This is a genomic window from Pseudomonas pharyngis (assembly GCF_021602345.1).
Lineage (GTDB): Bacteria > Pseudomonadota > Gammaproteobacteria > Pseudomonadales > Pseudomonadaceae > Aquipseudomonas > Aquipseudomonas pharyngis.
This window is the reverse complement of sequence record NZ_BQID01000009.1, coordinates 36,447-52,723: the sequence shown is the minus strand read 5'-3', so window position 1 is coordinate 52,723 and position 16,277 is coordinate 36,447. Positions and strand designations below refer to the sequence as shown.

Below are 16,277 nucleotides of genomic sequence, written 5' to 3'. Positions count from 1 at the left end.
ATCATTAACTTGAAAGCAATTTAGGGGGTTGACAGAGGTGTTCTAGGTTGTAGAATAGCGCGCCTCAGACACACGAACGCAGCGATGCGAAAACGATGTCGAGAAGCTGCAAGTTTCACCGTAGTAAATTGAAATATGTAGTTCCGTGATAGCTCAGTCGGTAGAGCAAATGACTGTTAATCATTGGGTCCCAGGTTCGAGTCCTGGTCACGGAGCCAATTTCAAACCGGGGTATAGCGCAGTCCGGTAGCGCGCCTGCTTTGGGAGCAGGATGTCAGGAGTTCGAATCCCCTTACCCCGACCATTTTTGGGTCGTTAGCTCAGTTGGTAGAGCAGTTGGCTTTTAACCAATTGGTCGTAGGTTCGAATCCCACACGACCCACCATTTTTGAAACCAGGTAACACTGGGATCGAATCTTAAGATCAGAGGCCAAAAGCGCTGATCGAAGAAGGCGATCTTTGAAAGATCGCCTTTTTTTTACCGGGGTATAGCGCAGTCCGGTAGCGCGCCTGCTTTGGGAGCAGGATGTCAGGAGTTCGAATCCCCTTACCCCGACCATATTAAAAATCCTCGTATCGAAAGATACGGGGATTTTTTTTGCCCTCCGGAAATGTTTCATTCAAGTCGTCATACAACTTGCCGATAGCCCGCTAACGAAAGGGGCCTGCCGAATCAAACGCCCCTGAATTCTGCCAATACAAGAAAAAGGGCGTTCGTCATGTTGCTTCGTCAGTTGAATATTGCTCCCCGCGCCGCTCTGGGCTTTGCCCTGATCGCGTTACTGGTGGCGTTGCTCGGGGTGTTCGCGCTGGGGCAGATGTCGAGCATCCGCGACAGTGAAGTGGCGGTGGAAACGCAGTGGTTGCCGAGCATTCGTGGCGGCGACGAAATTCGCGAGATCATGCTGCGCATCCGCACCATCTCCCTACGCATGGCTCTGGATCAGGATCCGGCCAACATCGCCACGTACCGCAGCCAGATGGACACCCGGGACAAAGAGTTGAGCGAAAAAATCGCCGCCTATGATCGACTGGTGACCACCCCGGAAGGTCAGCAGTTGTATGAACAGTTCAAGAAAACCTTTGCCGCCTACCGCACCGGGATCGCCCAGTCGTTCACCCTCGCCGAGCAGGGCAAGCGCGACGAGCTGACCAAACTGCTGCTGGTGGACATGAAAACCGTGGTCGACGGCTCCGGCAAACAACTCAACGACCTGGCGGATCTGTTCGCCCGCCAGGTCGCCGCCGAAAGCCAGAACTCTGCGGCCCACTACGAAACCTCGCGCACCATCGTGACCTTGTTCATCGCTCTGGCGGCGCTGGCGACGGTGGCCCTGGCCATGTTGCTCACCCGTAGCATCGTCCGCCCCCTGAGCGTCGCTGTCGATGCGGCCGAGCACGTCGCCAGAGGCGATCTGACCCGCCCGATCGAAACTCACGGCAACGATGAGGTCAGCCGGTTGCTCAAGGCGTTGGCAACCATGCAGCAGAATCTGCGCGAAACCCTGCAGGGCATCAGCGGCTCGGCCACGCAACTGGCGACCGCTTCCGACGAACTGAGCGCGGTCACCCACGACAGCACGCGAGGACTGCAACAGCAGAACAACGAAATCGAACAGGCCGCCACCGCCGTCAACGAGATGACTACGGCGGTTGAGGAAGTCGCCCGCAATGCGGTGTCGACGTCCGACGCCACCCGCCAGTCCAGCGAATCGGCGCAGTTGGGTCAGGAACGGGTCAGCGAAACTGCTGGGGCCATCAACGCCCTGGCCAGCGAAGTCGAGCACACCGGCGAACTGGTGCAATCGCTGGCCAACCAGTCGCAGGACATCGGCAAAGTGCTGGACGTGATTCGAGCGATCGCCGAGCAGACCAATCTGCTGGCGCTCAACGCCGCCATCGAAGCAGCGCGAGCCGGGGAGAGCGGGCGCGGGTTTGCGGTGGTTGCCGATGAGGTTCGCGCGCTGGCTTATCGCACGCAGCAATCGACCCAGGAAATCGAGCAAATGGTGCAGGGCATGCGCAACGGTTCGAGCCTGGCGCTGGAGTCGATGCAGGCCAGTGCCTCACGCGCCGCCACCACGTTGGTGCTGGCCGAGCGGGCCGGTGAAGCGTTGCAGACGATCACGGCGTCGGTACACGAAATCCACGAGCGCAATCTGGTGATCGCCAGCGCCGCCGAAGAGCAGGCGCAAGTGGCGCGGGAAGTGGATCGCAACCTGGTGAACATTCGCGACCTGTCGGTGCGCTCGGCGGCGGGTGCCGATCAAACCAATGCGTCGAGCCATGAACTGTCGCAACTGGCCAACGCCCTGCAAGGCATGGTGCGACGCTTCCAGCTGTAATCATGCAGGCGTGAAAAAGCCGCGCTTCTTGTCAGAAAAAGCGCGGCTTTGTTTTGTCGGGGAGGCTGAAAAAATCAGGCACCGTCCTGGTCTTTCAGGTGTTCGAACAGACCTTTCGGCATTTTCTTGCCGTTGGCTTCGAAATTGGCTTTGACGTTGTTGTACGCCTCTTGCTCGTCGATGAAGCCGTCGTGGTTGGTGTCGATCTTGTCGAAGTCGGACTTCGGTGCAACTTTCAGAAACTCGGCGCGGGAGACCTTGCCGTCGCCATCGGTGTCGGTCTTGGCCATCGACGCATCGCCGCATTTGCCTTCACCGCATTTGCCTTCCGGGGTTTTCACCGAGGTCTCGGCCGAAGCGACCATGTAGCCCTGGGCCAGCGGTTGCGCGGCAAACACCGAGCCGGACAGCATCATGCCGCCGGCCAGTACGGCACCGACCAGGCCAAGGGAGTTTTTGCCGATTTTCGAAGTACGGGACATTGCATTCTCCTTCGGTTGCACAGCGCAACCACACGTTAAGGGCGATCAAGCCGGAGCAGGTGTGCTCGGGTGTGGCCATTAAGCGGTGGCGGTGTATCGCGTCTGTGTCGAGGAGCGGGGCGTTTGTAAGCGAAGGTGGGGAAAGCGAGGGCAGATACAGTAGAAAACAAAACACCGTGAGGGCGAGCCCGCCCCCACGGTGTTTTTACATCAGTGCAGCTTCAGGCGTGGCTCGGTGCCGCGTCCGATCTTGCTGCCGAGCATCAGCATCGCCGTGCGGAACGGCCCATAAAGCGCCATCTGGTGCATGCGGTACAGCGACACGTAGAACATCCGCGCCAGCCAGCCCTCGAGCATCACGCTGCCGGTCAGGTTGCCCATCAGGTTACCCACCGCCGAGAAACGCGACAGCGAAATCAGCGAGCCGTAGTCGGTGTACTTGTACTCCGGCAGGGTTTTGCCTTCGATGCGCAGCTTCAGCGATTTGGCCAGCAGCGACGCCTGCTGGTGCGCAGCCTGGGCCCGTGGTGGAACGTTGCGATCCGAGCCCGGTTGCGGGCAGGCGGCGCAGTCACCGAAGGCGAAGATGTTCTCGTCGCGAGTGGTTTGCAGCGTCGGCAGCACTTGCAGCTGATTGATGCGGTTGGTTTCCAGGCCATCGATGTCCTTGAGGAAACCCGGTGCGCGGATCCCGGCGGCCCAGACTTTCAGACTGGCCTTGATCTCGTTGCCATCGGCGGTGATCAGGCTGTCAGCGGTGACCTGGCTGACCGAGGCGTTGGTCATCACGTTGACCCCGAGTTTCTCCAGGGTCTTGTGCACCGGCCCACTGATCCGCTCAGGCAGGGCTGGCAGCACCCGTGGCCCGGCTTCGATCAGGGTGATGTGCATGTTTTCCGGTTTGATCCGGTCCAGACCGTAAGCCGCCAGTTCATGGGCCGCGTTGTGCAGCTCGGCCGCCAGTTCGACGCCCGTGGCGCCCGCACCGACGATGGCCACGCTGATCTGCTGAACCACATCGGTCTGCCCGGCGTGGGCGCGCAGGTAGTGATTGAGCAGTTGCTGGTGGAAACGCTCGGCCTGCTTGCGGGTGTCGAGGAACAGGCAGTGCTGCGCGGCGCCCTGGGTGCCGAAATCGTTGGTGGTGCTGCCGACCGCGATCACCAGCGAGTCATAGGGCACTTCCCGCGCCGGGACCAGTTCAACGCCGTTTTCGTCGTAGGTGGCGGCCAGCTGGATCTTCTTCTGCTCACGATCGAGCCCGCTCATGCGTCCCAGCTGGAACTCGAAGTGGTTCCATTTGGCCTGGGCGACATAGTTGAGTTCGTCTTCGGAGGAGTTCAGCGATCCGGCGGCCACTTCGTGCAGCAGCGGTTTCCAGATGTGCGTGAGGTTCGCGTCGACCAGCATGATGCTGGCGGTGCCGCGTTTGCCCAGAGTCTTACCCAGACGGGTAGCCAACTCCAGACCGCCGGCGCCGCCGCCGACAATGACAATACGATGGGACATAGGGATAGCTCGCAAGGTTTTTAAAGGAAATCGGTACGGTTACCCAAGCGAGCGCGATGCAGCTCATAGCGTCAGGTAACTGATAAATCGGCTCAACAGGCCCAGACCAATGGTCACTGCCAGCACCAGCACCAGGAGCATCCACGGCCGGAAAGGCCGGCGCTCGACACGGTGTTGGGACAACTGCAGGTACTCTTCGACATGCTTCTGGTCTTCGGGTTTCAGGCGGCTGGTCATAAAGGCCTCGTCAGGTAGACGTTACTGAATGAGAACACGCTACAGCGGTTTTCAACCGGGATTGAAAGGAGCATAGCCACTGTCCGGGACCGGTTCGACCGACACGCCATCGTCGAGGCGAATGATCCCGCTTTGTAACACTCGCGCAGTGATTCCGCCATGCCCGCGCACAGCCTGGAACGTGCCCGGGCCAAGGTTGTTTTGCAGGCGCGCACACGGCTGGCACCAGCCCGTGGTTTCGAAAATCGCCTGACCAATGCGAAAGCGCCGCCCCTTGAGGCTGAACAGATTGATCCCGCTTATGACGAGATTGCGCCGCAGATCTTCAGGCCTGACCGGTTGCTCGTGGGGACGGCCCATCAATGCACTGATCACGGCCAGGTGTTCGAACTGAATCAGCGTGACCTGTCGGGCGTTACGTACTCCGGGGCGGGCATGATCCCCGGTCAGTCCCGCTTCAAGGCGTGCCTCTACGGCGTCGAGCTCGATCATCGGCCCACGAGATTCAGGACGCACGCCAATCCAGCGTACGCGGCCGCTCTGCGGGACCTCGGCGATCAATTGTTGAAGCGGCGTCACAGGCTGATCCCTACATCGAACACGATGCTGCGCCCCAGGTTGCCGCGCAGAAAATCCGGTGCATCGGGATGGGCGAACAGCACCCGGGCGAACGTAGGTCCGACCAGCGACAGCGAACGCCAGCCCTGACGCAGGTATTCGGTGGGCGGCGGAAAGTGGCTGTTGAGGTCGAGCACTTCGCGTTTGAGGCTGGCGAAGGCAATGATGTCCAGCTCACCCAGGTCCATGCCGCGTTCTTTGTAGTTGTGCGCTTTCTTGCGCAAGGTCGGCGCCAGTCTCAGCAGAAATTCATTGGCCGGAATTCGCCGCGGCTTGGCTTCACGCCGCACCAGTTGGCTGAGGGAAAACGCACTGCGCCGACGTTGCAGCTCATCACGCCATTCGTCGTTAAGCCGACGACCCTCGTCAAGGACGAAGAACACCTCGAAGTTGGCGTCGCGAAACAGCACGTCCGGCGGCTCACCGGCAGGGGCGAACTCGTCGGCGCGATAAGGAATATTCAGGCCTTGCAGCAGACGCTGGCAGACCCAACGCTCACGCTCCCATTTGCGGGCATTGGACAGAAAGGCGTTGGCTTGCTCGGCCGCGATGGTCAGCAGGCGTAAATAATCTGAGTCATCCATAGGCCCAAGCTTAGCGTTCAATTGCGACAAGCAGAAAGCTTTGCATCGGCAGATGTGCCGCCGTGCAGGTGTAGACTTCGCCGCAGGAGCGCCAATCAAAGGAGTCTGCGGTGCGAATGAAGGTGATGGGATCATGATCGGTGCAGAACTGCTGTCATCGAGCAGTCTGACCCTCGGCTGGCTGATTTACCTGCCGGCGCTGCTCTGGGCGATTGTCCGCGCACCGTGGGTCGAGCTGTTCAGCGACAACCGCCGTCAGCATTTGCTGTTCGGTACGGTGTTCGCGTTGTTTCTGCTGTGGCTGGTGCGCAGGGATTTCGACACCGGGGTGTCTTACCACTTCATCGGCATGACAGCGGTGACGCTGCTGCTGGACTGGCCACTGGCGATCGTCGGCGCACTGGTGGCCCAACTGGGGCTGGTGCTGCTGGGGCGACAGGATCTGGTGGCCGTCGGGGTCAATGGCACCTTGCTGATCCTGTTGCCAGTGCTGATCACCGAATGCGTGGCGATCCTGGTCGAGCGTGCCCAGCCGCGCAATCCGTTCGTGTACATCTTCTGTTCCGGTTTTTTCGCCGCGGCGCTGTCGGCGTTGTTCTGCCTGACGCTGAGCCTGACCTTGCTCTGGTACGACGGCCTCTTTGCCATGCCGGAATGGCTGGAGGATTTCATCGGTTACCTGTGGCTGCTGATATTTCCTGAAGCCTTCATCAACGGCATGGTGGTCAGCGCGTTGGTGGTGTTCTGCCCGGAATGGCTGGAGACCTTCAACCGCACCCGCTACCTTTCGGCGCCGTGGAAAGACGACGATCCCAAGTCTTGATCCACATCAAATCCACTCTGCGCGCGGCACTTCATGCTCGGCCAAATTCCTTCAGGAGCAGCGGCATGAGCGTGTACGAGTGGGCGAGGCAGGAAACCCGGCAGAGTCTGGAGATGGCGCAGGAGGTGGGGTTCGATCCGGGCCTGAGCCTGCGCGCCTTGCTCAGTGCGGTGGTGCAGCAGAGCAAGGCGGTGCGCAACGCCGAAGACCTGGCCGACGAGTTGCGCTTTCTGGCGGAAAACCTCGACGACGATCAGGACTACGGCTTCATGCGGCCCTGAACGGGATCAGTGACGCGGGTCGAAATCGCCGGAAAACAGTTCGTCCTCGGCATCCGGGGCCACCGGAATTTTGTGCTCTTCCGACGCCCAGGCGCCGAGGTCGATGAGTTTGCAGCGGTCCGAGCAGAACGGACGGTATTTGTTCTCCGTGGTGAATTCCACGGGCACGCCGCAAGTCGGGCAGTTGACGGTTGGGGTCTGGCTCATGATTGGCCTCCGGATAAAGTCAGGTAAAAGTGATGCAGGCGCTCGACCTCGCTGTGCAGCCAGGCGAGGTCGCGGTCGTTGACCACCACGTCGTCGGCACGGCTGACGCGGTCTTCGCGGCTGGACTGGGCCTTGAGGATCGCCTGGACCTGCTCTTCGCTGGTCTGGTCACGCTGCAAGGTGCGTTCGATCTGCAGTTGTTGCGGGGCGTCGATCACCAGGATTCGCTGGGTCATCGCGTATTGCCCGGATTCGATCAGCAGCGGCGAAACCAGAATCGCATAAGGCGATTTTGCCAGCGCCAGGTGATGGGCGATTTCTTCGGCGATCAGCGGATGCAGCAGCGCTTCGAGCCAGCGCCGTTGTTCCGGCACCTCAAAAATCAGTTTGCGCAGAGCCGCACGATCCAGCGTGCCGTCGGCCTGCAACACATCGGGGCCGAAGTGTTCAGCGATCTTCGCCAGCGCCGGGCGGCCCGGTTCGACCACCCAGCGCGCCGCGTGATCGGCGTCCACCACGTGGATACCAAGATCAATGAAGTGCTGGGCGGCGGCGCTTTTGCCGCTGCCGATGCCGCCGGTCAGGCCGAGAATCCAGGGTTTTTCCGCAGGGGTATTCATTTCAAACCGACAAACTGCCAATAGAAGCCGGTCATTTGACCACCCCAGAGCAAGGCAATCCAGCCGGCAATTGCCAGATAGGGGCCGAAGGGGATCGGCGTCGAGGTTTTCTGGTCGCGCAGCTTGAGCAAAATCACCCCGAGCACGGCGCCCACCAGCGAGGACAAGAGGATGGTCAGCGGCAGAATCTGCCAGCCGCCCCAGGCCCCGAGCAGCGCCAGCAGCTTGAAATCGCCGTGACCGATGCCGTCCTTGCCGGTGAGCAGTTTGAACAGCCAGAACACCGACCACAGGGCCATATAGCCCAGCACCGCGCCCCACAGGGCGTCGTGCAGCGGCACGAACAGCTCGAAGCTGTTGACGATCAGCCCCAGCCACAGCAGCGGCAGCACCAGCACGTCGGGCAGCAATTGATGTTCGGTGTCGATCAGGCTCATGGCCAACAGGCCCCAGGTCAGCACGATCAACAGGCACGCCGGCCAGCCGAAACCCAGGTGCCAGGCGATGAACGCCGAGAGCAGGCCGCAGGCCAGTTCGGTCAGCGGGTAACGCTTGCTGATCGGTGCGCTGCAACTTGAACAGCGCCCGCGCAGGCACACGTAACTCAACAGGGGAATGTTTTCCCACGCACGGATCCGGTGGCCACAGTGCGGGCATTGCGAGTGCGGCAGCATCAGGTTGTAGGTGGGCAATGGCGATTCACCGGGCAGGCCCAGTACATCGTGAGCCTGCTGGCGCCATTCGCGCTCGAGCATTTTCGGCAGGCGCCAGATCAACACGTTGAGGAAACTGCCCACCACCAGCCCAAGCAGCAGGGCGGCGACGACAAAGGCCAGCGGATACAGGCTGAGGAGTTCGTCGATAGGCATGTCAGATCGCTGAGCCGAGTTGGAAGATCGGCAGGTACATCGCCACCACCAGACCGCCCACGATCACCCCCAGCACCACCATGATGAACGGCTCCATCAGGCTGGTGAGGTTGTCGACCATGTTGTCCACTTCGTCCTCATAGAAACCTGCGACCTTGTCGAGCATCTCGTCCAGTGCGCCGGACTCTTCGCCGATGGCGGTCATCTGCACCGCCATGTTCGGAAAGATGCCGGTGGAACGCATCGAGAAATTCAGCTGCATGCCGGTAGAGACGTCCTGGCGGATGCGCAGCACGGCACGCTTGAACACCACGTTGCCGGTGGCACCGGCAACCGAGTCCAGCGCTTCCACCAGCGGCACACCGGCGGCGAAGGTAGTCGACAGGGTCCGGGCAAACCGCGCCACGGCGGACTTGTACATCAAAGTGCCCACCAGCGGCAGCTTGAGAAACCAGGCGTCGCGTCGATCGCGCAGGGCCTGGGATTTTTTCAGGGCATGGCGGGTGCCGAAAAACGCGGCCACCAGCGCACCGAGAATCGCCCACCACCATTGCTGCATGAATTCGGACAGGCTGATCACCATCAGCGTGAAGGCCGGCAGTTCGGCACCGAAGCCGGAGAACACCGACTGAAACTGCGGCACCACCTTGACCAGCAGAATCCCGGTGACCACCGCCGCCACCAGCACTACGGCCGACGGGTAGGTCATGGCCTTCTTGATCTTGGCCTTGAGGCTTTCGCTCTTTTCCTTGTAGGTCGCGACCCGTTCCAGCAGGGTGTCGAGGGCGCCGGACTGCTCGCCGGCATCCACCAGGTTGCAGTACAACTCGTCGAAATATTGCGGCTTCTTGCGCAGCGCGGCGGCGAAGCTGTTACCGGCGGCGACCTCCTGTTTCACCTCGTCCACCAGCTTGCGCATGGCCGGGTTTTCGAAGCCTTCGCCAATGATGTCGAACGACTGCAACAGCGGTACGCCGGCCTTCATCATGGTCGCCATCTGCCGGGTGAACAGGGCAATGTCCTGGGCCTTGATGCGCTTGCCGAAGCTCAGCAACGAGGCGGATTTCTTGCGCACCTTGCCGGGGTTGATGCCCTGCTTGCGCAACTGGGCCTTGACCAGCGCGGGGTTCTGGCCGCTCAGCTCGCCGGTTACCTTGCTGCCTTTACGGTCCGTGCCTTCCCAGGCGTAGACGCTGACTTTTGCTGCCTTGACCGCCATGTTCAGTCCTTGGTGACCCGGTTGATTTCTTCAAGGCTGGTAATGCCTTGCATGGCCTTGATCAGGCCCGAGGTACGCAGGTCATTGAAGCCGTCCCGGCGCATCTGGGTATCGATTTCCAGTGAGTTGCCCTCGGCCATGATCAGCCGTTGCAGATCGGGGGTGTTCTTTACCACTTCATAAATCCCCACGCGACCCTTGTACCCGCCGTTGCAGTGATCGCAACCGGCGGGCTCATAGATCGTGAAATGGCCGATGCGTTCCTCGGGGAAGCCTTCCTTGATCAGGGTCTCGCGTGGGATCTCGATGGGTTTCTTGCAGTGGCTGCAGAGTTTTCGCGCCAGACGCTGGGCAATGATCAGGCTCACCGAGGTCGCGATGTTGAAGCCGGGGATGCCCATGTTGTGCAGGCGGGTGAGGGTCTCTGCTGCGCTGTTGGTGTGCAGGGTGGACAGCACGAGGTGACCGGTCTGGGCGGCCTTGATCGCGATTTCGGCGGTTTCGAGGTCGCGGATTTCGCCGACCATGATCACGTCCGGGTCCTGACGCAGGAACGAGCGCAGGGCCTGGGCAAAGTCCAGCCCCTGACGGGGATTGACGTTGACCTGGTTGATGCCTTCCATGTTGATTTCCACCGGGTCTTCGGCCGTGGAGATATTGATGTCGACGGTATTGAGGATGTTCAGCCCGGTGTACAGCGACACGGTCTTGCCCGAGCCGGTTGGGCCGGTCACCAGAATCATGCCTTGCGGCTGTTTGAGGGCGGCCATGTACAGGTCTTTCTGCTCCGGCTCGTAGCCAAGGGCATCGATGCCGATCTGGGCGCTGGACGGGTCGAGGATCCGAATCACCACTTTCTCCCCCCAGAGGGTGGGCAGGGTGTTGACCCGGAAATCGATCGACTTGCTTTTCGACAGACGCATCTTGATCCGCCCGTCCTGGGGTTTGCGTCGCTCCGAAATGTCGAGGCTGGCCATCACCTTGAGGCGCGCGGCGATGCGCCCGGCCAGTTGAATCGGCGGCTTGGCTACCTCACGCAGAATGCCGTCGGTGCGCACCCGCACCCGGTAGTTCTTTTCGTAAGGCTCGAAGTGCAGGTCGGACGAGCCGCTCTTGATCGCGTCCAGGAGCATCTTGTGAACGAAGCGCACCACCGGGGCATCGTCGGCGTCGATTCCGCCGAGGGTGTCCTGCTTGCTGTCGTCGACCGATTCGATATCCAGACCGTCGAGGTCGACATCGGCCATCTCCTCCAGGCCGGTGGCGTGGGTGTCGAAGAATTTTTCGATCGCGTCGGTGAGCTTGTCGTCCTCGACCAGAATGGCTTCGGTGCTCAGCCCGGTGCTGAACTGAATGTCGTTGATCGCCTGATGATTGCTCGGGTCGGAAATCCCCACGAACAGTTTGTTGCCGCGTCGCCAGAGGGGCAGGGCGTGGTGCTGGCGCACCAGTTTTTCGCTGACCAGGCCTTTGGGCTGGGTTTCCTTGTCGAGGCAGTTGAGGTCGAGAAATGCCATGCCGAAATGCTCCGAGGCAATTTCCGCGACCTGCCAGCTCTTCACCAGTTTGTTCTGCACCAGGTAACTGACCAGCGACAGGCGATTGCGCTGCGCCTGTTGCCAGGCTTGCTGGGCACTCTTTTCCGTGAGCAATTCGGCCTGGACCAGTTGCTTGGCCAGACCGCTCAGAGCGATGTCATTCATGGGGTTTCCACGTGCTTGCCGTTCATGACTTATAGCCTAGTCAAGTGACAGCGCCATACACGTGGAGTGCGGGTGACAAAAAGTGTCAGATAGTGCGGTTACGGGTTGTAGGAATCGGCATGTCAGCCGGATGGCGCCCAGCGGGTATGGGTTGCCAGCGTTTGGCACGGGCTGTGCTGAGTCTTGAACAGATCATGAGATTTCGACTCATGCATGGAGCGTGTCTATGAATAAACAACAGGGTTTCACTCTGATCGAGCTGCTGATCGTTGTGGCGATCATCGGTATTCTCGCGACTGTGGCGCTGCCGCAGTACTCCAAATATCAGGCGCGGTCGAAGGTGACGGCGGGGTTGGCGGAGATCAGTGCGATGAAGGTGCCGTTCGAGGACACCATCAACCAAGGTACCGCTCCGGATATAACCAATGTGAATGGCGGTACAACCGCCACCTCCAACTGTACGTTGACGGTTACAGGCACCGCGGCGACTGGCGCTGGCACAATTACATGTACGCTGGTTAATGCACCAGGTCCGGTGCTGGGTAAAACCATTACGCTCACCCGCTCTGGCGCGGCAACGGGTGCCACGTCGGGTGTCTGGACATGTGCCTCGACGGTCAACAATGAATACGCGCCGAGAGGTTGCCCTGGCAGTGGCGCTTGATACATAAGCTGACAGCAGGAATGCCCCGCAATGCGGGGCATTTTTCATTGCGCGACACTTCACAAAAGCTTCAATAATTTCAGGCTGTTAGGAACTTTCCGGAAAGCCGCAACTTGCATGTAGATATTTCTCGACTCATGCAATTTGCATGATTCTGAAAAAATGCAACATTTATAAGTTATTGATTTATAAGGTTTTAATGCAATCTTGAAAGTTGGCACAGCGTTCGCAATATCTCCAGTAACCCTGCTGACAAGACAACCAGCAGACTTTCCAGAAAAACAGGAGTTACTCGTATGAAGAAGTTCGCTATCACTGCCGCTGCTGCTACCGCGCTGACCCTGACCATGGCTTCGGGTGCATTTGCTCAATCGACCCAGACCACTCAGGCTCCAATGACCCTGGCTGCCGGTGAAGTCACCAAGGCTAAAGAAGCTACTTCCGATACCTGGATCACCACCAAAGTCAAAAGCGACTTGGTAACCGAAAAAGGCATTCCTGGTACCGACATCAAAGTTGAAACCAACAAAGGCGTGGTTTCCCTGTCTTCTGACGTCGCAATCACCGAAGCTCAGAAAACCACCGCTGTGAACATCACCAAGAAAATCAAAGGCGTGCAAGCGGTCTCCGCTGACGGCCTGAAAGCCCAGTAAGGCAAGACTTCTCGCCTGGACCGGGAGAAGACGCGACAGGCGGGCCGAGCAATACGTCTGCCGCACTTTAGAGTTCATGCGACCGGCCACACGGAATGTGGCCATTACAGGCCCCGGCATTCATGTCGGGGCCTGTTCTATTCAGGGGCCGGAAAAGGCGGGGAAGGTCAATTGCCGCGTTTGCTGTTGATCTGCTTCAGGCGATTGCCTTCAAAGCGCAGGTATTGATACATGCCGTTGCTCGGGCCGTAGGTCCATTCCTCGACCTGAAACTCCTCGCGACGGTTGGCGCTGCGTTTGTAACCGAGCAGATCGCGACCGACCGGCTCGCCACATTTTTGCAGCACCTCGCTGGCGCGGTCGCCAAGGCTCACCAATTGGCTGCCGCAGCGCAGGGTATCGGACGCCGCAGCCTGACTGGCGAGAAACACCAACCCCAGTGCAGCCAGCCACTTGCGGTTCATCACTCGGCATCCAGATGCATTTGTGTCACTACCCGGCCGTCGCTTTCCGCTTCGCCGAGGTTGGCGTCGATGAAGTACACACGATCGTCGGCCAGTTGGCCCTTGTCTACCAGGTAATCCTTGATGCTGCTGGCACGGTCCTGACCGAGCTGGCGCAGCAGCACGTCGCTGGAGCTCCAGAACTTGATCACGTCGGCGCGCATTTTCGCGGTGCGTTCTTCCTTGCCCAAGTCCTTCCACTCGGCCGGTGGCTGGGTTTTCAGGCGGGTGCGATAGATGCCCTCGAGCAGTGGGCCTTTTTCGTTATCCGGGACCTGGATCAGCGAAGCCTGCGCCGGCACTTTGTCGCCACGGCGCTGGAGCATCTTGTAGTAGTTGTACTGGTATTCACGTTCCAGGCGCTGTTCGGCGAGCAATGGACCGTCGCTGCTTTTTGCCGCAGTGCCTTCGATTTCCAGGCGCAGGGCCGGACGTTCCTTCAGCGCTTGCGACAGCTTCACCAGCGCCGCTTCGGCGTCTTTGCTCAGGTCGCTGGAGCCCGGTGCAAAGGACACGGTGCCGAGGTCTTCCGACCCGCCACCGCTGACCAGACCGCCAATCAGCTTGAACGGTGCGGCGGCAGCCTTGACGATCAGGTTGCGCAGGGTCTGCCAGACAATCGGCATCACGCTGAATTGCGGGTTGTTCAGGTCGCCGGTGACCGGCAGTTCGATGGAAATCTTGCCGTCGACGTCCTTGAGCAGGGCGATCGCCAGTTTCAGCGGCAGGCTCACGGCATCCGGGCTGTCGACTTTCTCACCCAGTTGCAGTTGCTCGACCACCACTTTGTTCTCGGCCTTGAGCTGGCCTTTGGTGATCAGGTAATGCAGGTCGAGGTTGAGCCGGCCCTTGCGGATGCGGTAGCCGGCGAACTTGCCGGAGTAGGGCGTCAGGGTGGTCAATTCGACCCGTTTGAAACTGGTGGCGATGTCGAGGCTGGCCATCGGGTCGAACGGGTTGACCGCGCCTTTGATGGTCACCGGCGCATAGCGGTCGACCTTGCCCTTGATGTCGACGCTGGCCGGTTTCGCCTGACGGCTGTCGATGGTGCCGATCTGCCCGTTGAGCTGCTGCACGGCGGTGGCGAAGTTCGGGGTCAGGCTGAAGTCGGCGAAGTTGGCCGAGCCGTCGTTGATCGCGATGCCGCCGATGTGAATACCCAGCGGTTTGTCATTGCTCGCCGGTTTCGCCGCGGCGGTCTTCGCCCCGGAATCGGCCGGCTGCGGAATGAGCAGGTCGTCGATGTTGGTGGTGCGATCATCATTGATCATGAACCGCGCATACGGCTGGAACAGGTTGACCCTGTCGATCGACAGGCTGTCGCCGTGCTGATAGTTCAGGCCTTCGACCACCACTTGCTGCCACTTCAGGAAGTCGCGGGTTTTCAGGGTGTCGAGGGTGTGCAACTGATCGATCTGAGCACGACCGGTGACGCTGAGGGCCAGCGGGTCAGTGCTTTTCAGGTTCACTTTCAGGTCGCTGCCGAGCATGCCGCTGCGCAGTTCGAGGCGAATGAACGGGTTGATGTAGGACTGCGCGACCCGCAGGTCGATGTCCTGGGTTTTCACGTTGAGCTGTGCGGTGACCGGCGCCAAGTTGACCACGCCATCGGCGCTGATCTTGCCTTGCTTGCCCAGCCCGGTGTCGAGCCTGAGGTTGAAGGGCGAGCCGTTGAGGCTGTCGAAATTCTGCAGATCGACGTTCAGCGGCGTGACATCCAGCGTGACTTCCGGCTTCGCCGAACGGTCGGCCAGATGCACTTTGTAGTCACGCAGTTGCACGTCCTTGATCAACACTTGCCACGGTTTGCTCGGCGCAGTCGATTCGGGTTTCGGCGAGTCGGCTGCCGCCGGTGTGTTCGCAGGTTCGGCAACCGCTTTTGCGGCGGGTTTCGACGGCTGGCTGGCGAACAGTTTTTGCCAATCCAGTTGGCCGTCCGCTTCCAGGGCTGCCCAGGTTTCCAGTTTCTGACTGCGGATCTTGCCGACCACCACTTGCTGCTTGGCCAGGTCCACCGTGGTGTCGCTGACGTCGAGACGCTCGAGTTTCGCCAGCGGGCGTCCGTCCGGCGCCTTGATGGCGAACGGCGCGATATTGACCGCCACGTTGCTCAGCAGCAGTTCGGTTTCCTTGGACAGGTTGAGCTTGTAGTCGGTGCTCAGGCTGACGACCCCGTTTTCCAGCACCAGTGGCACGGCATCACGCACGTAGGGCCAGAAGGCTTTCATCTGGCCGTCGGTGATCTTGAGCGTGCCTTCGGAGGCGATCGGGATCAGGCTGAAGTTGCCTTTCCAGTCGATCTGCCCACCGGCCGGGCCGATCGCGACGAGGGTCATGTCGGCGTTGTCTTCGGGCAGGGTGCTGAGGTTTTTCAGCTCGAAGTCGAGCTTGTCGTACAGAAATTCGATCGGCTCGCTGGGCCGCGCATCCACGAAATGCAGATTGCCGCCGACGAGCTGGATCCGGTCGATGCGCAGCGGAAACGGTTTGGCGTCGGGATCGGCCGGGGTGGGCTCGCTGGCGGGTAGCTTGAACAGACCGAGGAGGTTGAGCTGACCGTCCTTGGCGAACAGGATCTCGGTCCTGGATTTTTCCAGTTCGATGTCGGACAGATGCAGGGCTTTGGTCCACAGGCTGTCGAGTTGCAGGTTGGCGTACAGACGTTCGAAGCCGACCTGTTCCTTGCCCGGCTCGCCGATCACCAGGCCCCACAGCGTGAGTTCAAGGCTGAACGGGTTGAGTTCGATACGTTGCAGATGCGCCGGCACCGTGGCGTAGTTGGCCAGTTGCTGATTCACCACCCTGAGCGCAATGCCCGGCAAAATCAGGAACCCCAGCAGGCTGTAGAGGGCCAGGGCAGTCAACAGGGCGCCAATCGCGCGAATCAATCCTTTGGGCATGTGCGGCTTCATCTGTCTGAATCGGAGTGCCTTGGAGTATGGCACGCGATTCCGGTTCCG

At 60.2% G+C, this 16,277-nt stretch carries 17 protein-coding genes and 4 tRNA genes; 9 read left to right on the top strand and 12 right to left on the bottom strand.

The window, feature by feature from the left end; all coding sequences use genetic code 11:
• Positions 1-142 precede the first annotated feature (142 nt).
• The 5 genes from L6D74_RS18945 (at position 143) to L6D74_RS18925 (ending at position 2,345) form a co-directional block, all read left to right on the top strand.
• Positions 143-218 (top strand) — tRNA-Asn (locus tag L6D74_RS18945).
• A 9-nt stretch (positions 219-227) separates the two neighbouring features.
• Positions 228-304 (top strand) — tRNA-Pro (locus tag L6D74_RS18940).
• Positions 305-309: 5 nt separating this feature from the next.
• Positions 310-385, top strand: a tRNA-Lys gene (locus L6D74_RS18935).
• A 97-nt stretch (positions 386-482) separates the two neighbouring features.
• Positions 483-559, top strand: a tRNA-Pro gene (locus L6D74_RS18930).
• 160 nt (positions 560-719) lie between these two features.
• Positions 720-2,345 carry a methyl-accepting chemotaxis protein gene (locus tag L6D74_RS18925; RefSeq protein WP_236190033.1) on the top strand — a complete coding sequence of 542 codons (1,626 nt, stop codon included), beginning with the start codon at positions 720-722 and terminating at the stop codon, positions 2,343-2,345.
• A gap of 74 nt (positions 2,346-2,419) precedes the next feature.
• On the opposite strand, the gene L6D74_RS18920 is transcribed toward L6D74_RS18925, so the two are convergent.
• The 5 genes from L6D74_RS18920 to L6D74_RS18900 all read right to left on the bottom strand — a co-directional run bounded on the left by L6D74_RS18920 (position 2,420) and on the right by L6D74_RS18900 (position 5,775).
• Positions 2,420-2,827: an HvfA family oxazolone/thioamide-modified RiPP metallophore gene (locus L6D74_RS18920; protein ID WP_064599501.1), complete on the bottom strand. Its 408-nt coding sequence runs from the start codon at positions 2,825-2,827 to the stop codon at positions 2,420-2,422.
• 210 nt (positions 2,828-3,037) lie between these two features.
• A complete protein-coding gene (locus L6D74_RS18915) occupies positions 3,038-4,336 on the bottom strand; it encodes an NAD(P)/FAD-dependent oxidoreductase (protein WP_064599500.1) in 1,299 nt (432 codons plus the stop codon).
• Between the two features lie 63 nt (positions 4,337-4,399).
• The gene (locus tag L6D74_RS18910; RefSeq protein ID WP_042561123.1) at positions 4,400-4,573 is read right to left on the bottom strand and encodes a DUF3094 family protein; all 174 of its coding nucleotides are present in this window, start codon (positions 4,571-4,573) and stop codon (positions 4,400-4,402) included.
• 51 nt (positions 4,574-4,624) lie between these two features.
• A complete protein-coding gene (locus L6D74_RS18905; protein ID WP_236190032.1) occupies positions 4,625-5,152 on the bottom strand; it encodes an MOSC domain-containing protein in 528 nt (175 codons plus the stop codon).
• A complete protein-coding gene (locus tag L6D74_RS18900; RefSeq protein ID WP_007959580.1) occupies positions 5,149-5,775 on the bottom strand; it encodes a DUF1780 domain-containing protein in 627 nt (208 codons plus the stop codon). The genes L6D74_RS18905 and L6D74_RS18900 overlap by 4 nt, the downstream gene beginning before the upstream one ends.
• 133 nt (positions 5,776-5,908) lie before the next feature.
• Here L6D74_RS18900 and L6D74_RS18895 point away from each other — a divergent pair, with 133 nt between their 5' ends.
• Both L6D74_RS18895 and L6D74_RS18890 read left to right on the top strand, forming a co-directional pair.
• Entirely contained in the window at positions 5,909-6,598 is a 690-nt protein-coding gene (locus tag L6D74_RS18895; RefSeq protein WP_236190031.1) for an energy-coupling factor ABC transporter permease, read from the top strand.
• 65 nt (positions 6,599-6,663) lie between these two features.
• Complete coding sequence (locus L6D74_RS18890; protein WP_007959584.1) at positions 6,664-6,879, top strand: hypothetical protein; 216 nt, start codon at positions 6,664-6,666, stop codon at positions 6,877-6,879.
• 6 nt (positions 6,880-6,885) lie between these two features.
• On the opposite strand, the gene yacG is transcribed toward L6D74_RS18890, so the two are convergent.
• Genes yacG through pilB form a run of 5 tightly spaced genes read right to left on the bottom strand, consistent with a single transcriptional unit; the run spans position 6,886 to position 11,497 of the window.
• Positions 6,886-7,086 (bottom strand): DNA gyrase inhibitor YacG, encoded by a 201-nt coding sequence (gene yacG / locus L6D74_RS18885; protein WP_236190030.1) that lies wholly within the window; start codon positions 7,084-7,086, stop codon positions 6,886-6,888.
• Positions 7,083-7,706 carry a dephospho-CoA kinase gene (gene coaE, locus L6D74_RS18880; RefSeq protein ID WP_085612629.1) on the bottom strand — a complete coding sequence of 208 codons (624 nt, stop codon included), beginning with the start codon at positions 7,704-7,706 and terminating at the stop codon, positions 7,083-7,085. The genes yacG and coaE overlap by 4 nt, the downstream gene beginning before the upstream one ends.
• On the bottom strand, positions 7,703-8,575 hold the full coding sequence (locus L6D74_RS18875; RefSeq protein WP_236190029.1) for a prepilin peptidase: 873 nt from the start codon (positions 8,573-8,575) through the stop codon (positions 7,703-7,705). Before L6D74_RS18875 ends, coaE begins: the two co-directional genes overlap by 4 nt.
• A gap of 1 nt (position 8,576) precedes the next feature.
• Positions 8,577-9,794 carry a type II secretion system F family protein gene (locus L6D74_RS18870; RefSeq protein ID WP_064599489.1) on the bottom strand — a complete coding sequence of 406 codons (1,218 nt, stop codon included), beginning with the start codon at positions 9,792-9,794 and terminating at the stop codon, positions 8,577-8,579.
• A 2-nt stretch (positions 9,795-9,796) separates the two neighbouring features.
• Positions 9,797-11,497, bottom strand: a complete 1,701-nt coding sequence (pilB, locus tag L6D74_RS18865; RefSeq protein WP_236190028.1) for a type IV-A pilus assembly ATPase PilB — start codon at positions 11,495-11,497, stop codon at positions 9,797-9,799.
• Positions 11,498-11,723: 226 nt separating this feature from the next.
• On the opposite strand from pilB, the gene L6D74_RS18860 reads away from it, so the two are divergent.
• Positions 11,724-12,161, top strand: a complete 438-nt coding sequence (locus tag L6D74_RS18860; protein WP_236190027.1) for a pilin — start codon at positions 11,724-11,726, stop codon at positions 12,159-12,161.
• A 296-nt stretch (positions 12,162-12,457) separates the two neighbouring features.
• A complete protein-coding gene (locus L6D74_RS18855) occupies positions 12,458-12,814 on the top strand; it encodes a BON domain-containing protein (protein WP_210710590.1) in 357 nt (118 codons plus the stop codon).
• Between the two features lie 167 nt (positions 12,815-12,981).
• On the opposite strand, the gene L6D74_RS18850 is transcribed toward L6D74_RS18855, so the two are convergent.
• Positions 12,982-13,278 (bottom strand): DUF2845 domain-containing protein, encoded by a 297-nt coding sequence (locus L6D74_RS18850; protein WP_039771652.1) that lies wholly within the window; start codon positions 13,276-13,278, stop codon positions 12,982-12,984.
• Positions 13,278-16,229: a DUF748 domain-containing protein gene (locus tag L6D74_RS18845; protein ID WP_236190026.1), complete on the bottom strand. Its 2,952-nt coding sequence runs from the start codon at positions 16,227-16,229 to the stop codon at positions 13,278-13,280. The genes L6D74_RS18850 and L6D74_RS18845 overlap by 1 nt, the downstream gene beginning before the upstream one ends.
• Between the last annotated feature and the right edge of the window lie 48 nt (positions 16,230-16,277).